This window comes from Sphingomonas sp., from assembly GCF_036677245.1.
Lineage (GTDB): Bacteria > Pseudomonadota > Alphaproteobacteria > Sphingomonadales > Sphingomonadaceae > Allosphingosinicella.
In genome coordinates this window covers 21,093-27,251 of sequence record NZ_JAKFCG010000126.1, presented here as the reverse complement: position 1 = coordinate 27,251, position 6,159 = coordinate 21,093, and the positions used below count along the sequence as shown (strand labels likewise).

Sequence of the window (6,159 nt, the reverse complement as noted above, 5' to 3'; positions counted from 1 at the left end):
GCCCGAGGATTTCGGCGCCTGGGCGATCGCCGAGCGCGAATGGGCGATGCGCAACCCACGCGCCTTCCTCAAGAAGCCGCTGTCGATCGAGGAGTATCTCGCCTCGCGGCCGATCGCGCGGCCGCTGCGGATGCTCGATTGCGCTTACCCGGTCAACGGCGCGGTCGCGTTCATTGTCAGCAAGGCCGCAAGCGCCGACCAAGGCGCGCGCCCGCCGGTCTACATCCATGGCATGGGCCAGGGCCACGCCGGCTGCCCCGCTTTCGGCGATCTCGAGCCGGAGTTCGACAATGGCGCCGCGACCGCGGGCAGGACCGCTTACGAAATGGCCGGCGTTGGCCCGGGCGACGTTTCGAGCGCGCAATTCTACGCGCCGTTCACCTGCGCCGGGATCGTCGCGCTCGAAAATTACGGCTTCTGCAAGCGCGGCGAAGGCGCGGCGTTCGTCGCGGCCGGCAATATCGCGCCGGGTGGCACGCTCCCGGTCAACACCGGCGGCGGCATGCTGTCGGGCTTCTACCTTCAGGGCGCGACGTCGCTTTCCGAAGCCGTGATCCAGACCCGCGGTGAAGGCGGCGAGCGCCAGGTCGCCAACGACATCGTCCTTGCGACCGGGCTCGGCGGCCGCCAGGAACATCATGGCGCGTTGATCCTCAGCCCGCACGCGAGCCTAGCATGAGCGATTTGACCGAAGAGGTCGACGGCTTCCGCGCCGGCCTTGCCCGCGGCGAGCTGATGGTGGCGGCCTGCACCGCCTGTGATACCGTGCTCGACTACAGTCAGCGTGTCTGCACCGCCTGCGGATCGGCCGAGATCGGCTGGCGCAAGGGATCGGGCAAGGCGAAGCTTCGCTGCGTCGTCGAGATGAGCGTCTCCTACACACTGGAACTTCCGGCGCCGTTTCTGATAGCGTCGGTCGAACTCGAAGAAGGGCCACACCTGCTGGCCCCCTATGATGGCGTTATGGAGAGTGCAGATGGCGGGCAGCCAATCGTCGCCCATTTTGAACGAGGCGGGCTCCGCTTCCGGCCCCTCCCAAGCTAGCGCGTCCGAAGCTAGTCCAAGCCCGAAGCCCGCGGGGCCCGCGGCTCCCGGCGATCACAGGCTGCCGCGAGACCAGATCGCGCGCTGCGGCCGCAACTATCCCACCCACCCCGCTTATGTCGCCGGCGAGGTCTCGCGCAGCTGGGGCGAGATGGATTCGCGCTCGGACCGGATCGCCGCCGCGCTTCAGGCGCTCGGCACCCGCAAGGGCGATGCGGTCGGCATGCTGTCCGGCGAATTCATCGAGGTCTACGAGCATTTCTTCGCTTGCCTCAAGATCGGCGCGATCCGCGTCGGCATCAATCGCCGCCTGGCGGTGCACGAGCTCGTCCACGTCATCCGCGACGCCGGCCTGACCTCGCTCGCGGTCCACGTCGATTGCATGCCGTTGCTCGAGAAATTGCGCGACGCGGGCGGCGTGGAAGGGCTTCACCTGATCGGTTTCGGCGGCAAGCACGATCTCACGTTCGACCTCGAGACGATGATCGCCCAGGCCGACGAGCAGCCCGATTTTCCCGATATCGAACCCGAGCATCCCGCCTTCTATTCCTACACGTCGGGGACGACCGGCCTGCCCAAGGGTGTGGTCCTCACCCATCACGGCCTCGCCGTCTCGTTCCCGCATGCGGTCTCGCAATTCGGCTTCACTCGCGCGGACATCTTCTATCACGCGACCTCGAACGCCTGGGTGGCGATCGTGCTCGGCATGCTCGGCCTCGCCAACGGTATGACCACCGTCCTGCCCGAAGGCGGCCTTTTCGAGCTTCCCAAATTGCTGCCCGAGCTCGCGAAGCATCGCACGACCATTGCCCTGCTCGCGCCGACGATGCTCGGCTGGGCGGTCGACGAGCACCGCAAGGGCGAGCATGACCTTTCCGCTCTGCGCATGATCGCGTTCGGATCGTCGCCGTCGACCCCGGCGCTGATCCGCGACGCGCACGACGTGTTCGGCTGCGAATTGCTCAACTGCTATGCAATGACCGAGACCACCTGGGGCGGCGTCTCGTTCCTGATGCCGGAGGACATCCGCCGTGGGCTCGCCGACAAGCCCGAATTGCTGAACTCCGTCGGGATGATCGCGCCGTTGTTCGACATCGCCGTGCGCGACGAGGAAGGCAGAGATCTGCCGCGCGGCGAGGCCGGCGAATTGTGGCTGCGCAGCGAAGCCAACATGCTGCGCTATCTCAACCTGCCCGATGAGACCGGCGAGGTGCTGGTCGATGGCTGGATGCGCACCAACGACATCGGCCGGGTCGACGACGACGGCTATCTCTACCTCCTCGACCGCCGCAAGTTCATGATCATCAGCGGCGGCATCAACGTCTATCCGATCGTCGTGGAAGCCGCGCTCGCCGAGCATGGGGCGATCGCAGAAAGCTGCGTCGTCGGCATCCCGCACCCGGTGTGGGGCGAAGCGGTCGTCGCGGTGGTGCGTCTGCGCGATGGCGAGAGCGCCGATGCCGACAGCTTGCGCGACTTCTGCCGCGAACGGCTCAACCACGTCCAGGTGCCGAAGCATTTTCACTTCATCACCGAGGCGCTGCCCCGCACTGTGACCGGCAAGATGCAGAAGGCGCAAGTCCGGCAATCACTCGCTGGGCAGCCCGAACTGTTCCCCTGGAACAATTAGAGCATTGCGCGAAAAGGTGGGTACCGGCTTTTCGCAAGAAGCAATGCGGCATCAAAGGGTTATAAGGCAGGCTGCGATTCCCCCTGATCGCAGCTTGCCCTAGCCAAGCAGCCCCGCGCGGGCGATGGTGCGGCTGCGAGGCAACAGTCGAAAAGCTGCTGGTGGAGAACCTGATTGATCGCTTGATCAGAATTTGAGCCTCCGATATGTCCCTCTCCAACAAAAAAATGGGGGAGGGATTGATGTCCATCAGGGCAGCGCATGCTTTTAATCTGAGCACGATCGTGGCCGCCGCTCTGTGGTCCACCGCGGTGAGCGCGCAGGGCGCGGCCCCCGACGCCGATCCGCCCGCCGCGACCCCGGTCGGCACCCCCGCCGAGCAAACCAGCGACACCGGCGGCATCGCCGACATCGTCGTCACCGCGCAGAAGCGCGCCGAGAATATCCAGGACGTTCCGATCGCGATCAGCGCGTTCAGCGGCGAGACGCTCGAGCAGGCCAACATCTCCTCGCTCGAGGAGGTCCAGGGCCGCACCCCGGGCCTGGTGCTCAACTCGTTCAGCCCCGGCCAGCCCGAGGTCGCGATCCGCGGCGTCGGCACCAAGGAGGATGGCGCCGGTGCGTCGGATTCGACCCTGGTGATGGTCGACGGCGTCTATTTCGCGACCCGCACGGCGACCAACCTCGACATCTTCGATCTCGAGCGGCTCGAGGTGCTGCGCGGTCCGCAAGGCACCTTGTTCGGCAAGAATGCGATCGCCGGCGTGATCAACTATGTCACCAGGAAGCCGACGCTCGGTGAGTTCGAATTGAAGGTCCGCCAGACCGTCGGCAATTTCGGCACGTTCGACACCGGCGCCGGCGTCAACGTGCCGATCGGCGATACGGTCGCCGCGCGGCTCTCGTTCAGCCGCCGCGAGACCGACGGCTATCTGACTCGCGTCAACGTCGGCACCCCGGCGATTCCGTTGGGCACCGAGGATGACGACGACATCGGCTATGCCGACCGCTTCGCGTGGCGCGCCGCGGTCAAATGGGAGCCGTCCGATGCGACGTCGCTTCTGCTCTCGCTCGACGGCGCCAATGACGATTTCGGCACCGACAATCGCGAGCCGGTCGGCTCGGCCGGGCCGCTGCACAATTGCCTGTGCGCGTCCAACCCGGTCGCGGTCAACGTCGCGATCGGCGGCACAAGCGGCAAGAACGGCGGCGTCTACAGCTACGCCGGCGACACATTGGGCTTCTCCAAGCGCGACATCTTCGGCGCGATGGCCCAGCTCGATCATGATTTCGGCTTTGCGACCCTCACCGTGCTTGGCGCCTATCGCGATTCCACGTTCAAGAACGTGCTCGATTCAGCGGGGCTTCCGCCCAGCCCGATCGTCGATCTGACTGGCGCGCACGGCAATCCCAACATCGGCCTCACCGCGCCGGCGAACCTCGGCTTCACCTTCGACACGATCGACATCGTCGACGAGACCGGCGAGCAATTGACCGGGGAGGTCCGCCTCACGTCCCCATCGAGCCAGCGCTTGAAATGGGTCGTCGGCCTCTACGCTTCGCACGAAGACATCGACCGTACCGAGGGGGTCGGCTTCCCCGCGCTGTCGGACGCTTCGCTCGTCCCCAGCTTCGGCGCCGCCAACATGTTCTTCACCGGCAAGGGAATCGCCGGCTACGGCCAGGCGAGCTTCGACATCACCGACACCTTGTCGGTCACCGGCGGCGCGCGTTATTCGTACGAGAAGAAAGAGATCGGCGTCCGCAACGACGTCCCCGGCTCGCCCAATCTGCTGCTGCTGCTGCGCCCGTTCGCTCTGACCAAGGGCGAAGACAGCTGGAAGAACTTCTCGTGGCGGATCAGCGGCCAATACCGCCCCACCGACGACATCATGCTCTATGCGACGGTCTCGACCGGCTTCAAGAGCGGCGGCTTCACCGGCACCGCGACCACGGCGGAGACCGCGACCACCGCCTTCGACCCGGAGGAGGCGACCAATTACGAGGTCGGCGCCAAGCTCGATCTGTTCGACCGCCGCCTCCGGCTCAACACCTCGGCTTTCTACCTCGATTATTCGGACCTCCAGGTCACCCGCTTCTTCCAGCCGGTGGGCTCGACGTTCGGCGAGTTCATCACCGAGAATGCGGCCAACGCCGAGATCAAGGGCATCGAGGTCGAGATGACCGCGCGGCCGGTCGAGTGGCTCGAGTTGGGCGGCACCTATTCGTACCTCGACGCCAAATATAAGGACTTCTTCGGCACCCCGGACATCACCGGCACCGGCGATTTCTCCGGCAACCGCATGCGCCAGGCGCCGACGAACGTCTGGAGCGCTTACGCCCAGCTCAGCCACGAGCTGCCCTCGGGCGACGTGCTCACCGCCAACGTCAGCGGCCGCCACCAGGGCAAGGTGTACACCAATGCCGACAACAACCCGCTCGATGTGGTCGGCAGCTACACGCTCGGCGACGCCTGGATGTCGTGGCGCACCGCCAACGGCAAATGGGAGCTGCAGGCCTGGGTGAAGAACTTCACCGACGAGGCCTACGGCACCCACACCTACACCCAGCGCGGCAACCGCATCGCCTTCGGCACGTTCGGGCCGCCGCGCCAATATGGTCTAACGGTCACATTCGAATATTGATGACCGGCAACGGGCGGTTCGCCGCCCGATAACTGGGGCCTCCCGCCGCGCCGGGGGGCCCCAATTCATTTGTAACGTGCGTGCGCGTCGGCGGATCCACCCCTCGATCGCCGGTCAGGCGGCGACCGGCTGCTCGAACACCGCGAGGTGATCGGCGAGCGCCTTTTGGAACGCGGGCCGCGCCTCGCCGCGCGCGACATAAGCGGCAAGCGTCGGGAAATCGTCGAGCACGCGCGGGATTCGCAACGGGCGCAGGACGGTGACCATCATCAGGTCGCCGATCGTGAAGCCCTCGCCCTCGAGCCAATTCTTGTCGCCGAGCCGCGCCACGAGATCGCGCAGCCGCGTCTCGAGATAGGCGCGCGCCACGGGCCGCCGCTCCTCCGCCCACGGCTTGTCGGCCTCGAAGCGATCGTTGATGATCAGCCCGACCAGCGGCGGCTCGACGCTGTTCAGCGCCGCCAGCATCCACTGGATTGCATGCATCCGCCCGGCCGCATCGTCAGGGAGCAGCTTTCCCGCCTGCCCTCTCCCCCAGCGCTCGGCGATCCGCAGCACGATCGCGCCCGATTCGAAGATCTCCATCTCGTCGTCGTGGTAGAAGGGCACCTGCCCGAACGGCTGGTGCGCCTTGTGCTCGTCGGTCTTCGCATCGCGGATCAGGTCGACCTCATAGGCCTGGCCGACTTCCTCGAACGCCCAGCGCGCGCGCAGATCGCGCACTAGCCCGCGCGCGAATTCGGGCACCCAGCCGAAGGTGGTGATGCGGGGAAGGTTGGTCATCCGGCGTCTCCTGGTTTTTGCGGGCCTGTCTGCCTCCGCTCACCCGATGCGCAAGCG

At 66.1% G+C, this 6,159-nt stretch carries 5 protein-coding genes; 4 read left to right on the top strand and 1 reads right to left on the bottom strand.

Annotation, left to right across the window (positions count from 1 at the left end):
* The 4 genes from V6M48_RS12625 to V6M48_RS12610 form a co-directional block, all read left to right on the top strand.
* The coding region (locus V6M48_RS12625) for a thiolase family protein (protein ID WP_332812883.1) at positions 1–679 on the top strand (679 nt) is incomplete at its 5' end.
* Positions 676–1,044 (top strand): Zn-ribbon domain-containing OB-fold protein, encoded by a 369-nt coding sequence (locus tag V6M48_RS12620; protein ID WP_332812882.1) that lies wholly within the window; start codon positions 676–678, stop codon positions 1,042–1,044. The genes V6M48_RS12625 and V6M48_RS12620, both read left to right, overlap by 4 nt.
* Positions 953–2,674 carry a class I adenylate-forming enzyme family protein gene (locus tag V6M48_RS12615; protein ID WP_332812881.1) on the top strand — a complete coding sequence of 574 codons (1,722 nt, stop codon included), beginning with the start codon at positions 953–955 and terminating at the stop codon, positions 2,672–2,674. The genes V6M48_RS12620 and V6M48_RS12615 overlap by 92 nt, the downstream gene beginning before the upstream one ends.
* Positions 2,675–2,916: 242 nt before the next feature.
* Complete coding sequence (locus V6M48_RS12610) at positions 2,917–5,319, top strand: TonB-dependent receptor (protein WP_332812880.1); 2,403 nt, start codon at positions 2,917–2,919, stop codon at positions 5,317–5,319.
* Between the two features lie 114 nt (positions 5,320–5,433).
* Here the strand turns inward: V6M48_RS12610 and V6M48_RS12605 are convergent, their stop codons facing one another.
* Positions 5,434–6,102 (bottom strand): glutathione S-transferase family protein, encoded by a 669-nt coding sequence (locus V6M48_RS12605; RefSeq protein WP_332812879.1) that lies wholly within the window; start codon positions 6,100–6,102, stop codon positions 5,434–5,436.
* Positions 6,103–6,159: the final 57 nt, after the last annotated feature.

Coding starts and splice junctions, on each gene's coding strand:
- V6M48_RS12620 (WP_332812882.1), top strand. CDS start 676: ATGAGCGATTTGACCGAAGAGGTCGACGGCTTCCGCGCCGGCCTTGCC.
- V6M48_RS12615 (WP_332812881.1), top strand. CDS start 953: ATGATGGCGTTATGGAGAGTGCAGATGGCGGGCAGCCAATCGTCGCCC.
- V6M48_RS12610 (WP_332812880.1), top strand. CDS start 2,917: ATGTCCATCAGGGCAGCGCATGCTTTTAATCTGAGCACGATCGTGGCC.
- V6M48_RS12605 (WP_332812879.1), bottom strand. CDS start 6,102: ATGACCAACCTTCCCCGCATCACCACCTTCGGCTGGGTGCCCGAATTC.